This window comes from Rhizobium sp. BR 317 (assembly GCF_047445835.1).
Taxonomy (GTDB): Bacteria; Pseudomonadota; Alphaproteobacteria; order Rhizobiales; family Rhizobiaceae; genus Rhizobium; species Rhizobium paranaense.
This window is the reverse complement of record NZ_JARWLB010000102.1, coordinates 1-1739: the sequence shown is the minus strand read 5'-3', so window position 1 is coordinate 1739 and position 1739 is coordinate 1. Positions and strand designations below refer to the sequence as shown.

The 1739-nt window shown below is 53.3% G+C and carries 2 pseudogenes; both read left to right on the top strand.

The features are described from left to right. Positions 1 to 229, top strand: a pseudogene (locus QD357_RS32015) (integrase core domain-containing protein); the annotation flags it as partial. A 399-nt stretch (positions 230 to 628) separates the two neighbouring features. After that, a pseudogene (locus QD357_RS32010) lies at positions 629 to 1739 on the top strand (NADH:flavin oxidoreductase); the annotation flags it as partial.

Genomic DNA, 1739 nt, shown 5'->3' with positions numbered 1-1739 from the left:
CGAATACACCTGCCCCACCAATGATATCGAGCACCGCACGACCAAGGTAAAGGATCCATGGACCAATGGCCAGGTTGAGAGAATGAACTGAACCGTCAAGGATGCCACCGTCAGACGCTTTTACTATGAAAGCCACGATCAACTGCGCCAGCATCTTGCCGACTTCGCGCCGCTTACAATTTCGGCCGCAGGCTCAAKACCCAACGGCCTCACACCATACGAGTTCATGTGAAAGGCATGGGCTTCACAGCCCGAGCGCTTTACCCTCGACGCTCCAGCAAATGCMGAGCCCATCTAGACCACTCCCCGTAGTTCCTCAGCATAGAATTAATTAGTCAAAATGATATTTAATTGTGCTTTGACGGTATGGTCAGATCGCTTGCCGTGACAGAACCTATTAGGCGCATTAATGCGAAGAAACGGTAGCTTAGCCGTTATCCTGTGAATCCCCTCGTGTGCGCAAGGACTCGGCTTGCAGGTCGTAAAATCTAATATTGAATRATTATCTTGAAGCTCATACGCCGAATCGCTAGCCTGATGGAGTTCTGCCTGGCTGGACGACAGCTGAGGTTCAAGGTMACCGAGGCGAGGTCCCGAAGTCAGCTGGCGGGGGGCCGTGGGAGGTTATATGGCGCGTGATCCACGATACGATGTACTCTTTGAGCCAGTTAAAATCGGGCCTAAKACTACCAAGAATCGATTTTACCAAGTTCCGCATTGTACGGCACTCGGTACTTTTTCTCCGCACGCCACAGCAAGATTTCGTGAGATAAAGGCAGAGGGCGGATGGGGGGTAGTGAATACCGAACTGTGTATGATMCATCCCTCCTCGGATTCTTCCCCGAGCGGAGGTGAGCGGCTTTGGTCGGATGATGACAAGCCCGGGCTTCGGCTTATGGTAGAAGCCGTTCAAAAGCACGGCGCCCTTGCCGGATGCGAATTGACCCATCAGGGTGCTCTCGCTGGAAACCGCATGTCTCGAGAGCGCCCGATGTCTGCCTCACCCAGGCCTGCAATGGATGTACCGGCTGTCGTCCGGCAGATGGATAAGCAGGATATTGCCGACGTTAGAAAATGGCATCGCGCTGCTGCCCGGCGTGCACGCGACATCGGATTCGATATCGTGTACGTCTACGCAAGCCACATGATGGGATTGCCCGGCGACTTCATCACGGAACGTGTCAATCGGCGAACCGATGAATACGGCGGAGTAATTGCCAATCGTGCTCGACTGCTACGTGAGTTGATTGAGGATACCAAAGAAGAAATTGGGTCCGATTGTGCGGTTGCCGTCCGCTTTGGTGTTGATGAAGGCCTCGGCGATGCGGGCTATACCTGCAGTGGAGACGGGCGGCGGGTCGTCGAAATGTTGGCAGAATTGCCTGATCTTTGGGACGTTAACGTTCAGAACATCAATCTCGATGTTATGACCGCGCGCTTTGCTGATGAGGGATGGCAGGAACCRTTTACAGCCTTCGTGAAACAAGTGACAACAAAGCCGGTGGTTGCCGTCGGACGATACACGTCGCCAGATCGCATGGTGTCGCTCATTAAGAAGGGGTTGGTCGACCTGATCGGAGCGGCACGTCCGTCAATTGCAGATCCCTTTCTGCCGAAAAAGATTGAAKACGGTCGTATAGAAGATATTCGTGAATGCATAGGCTGCAACACGTGCCTGTCCATGCAGTACATGGGCGGTGGTATTCGTTGCACGCAAAATMCAACAACGGGGGAAGAAT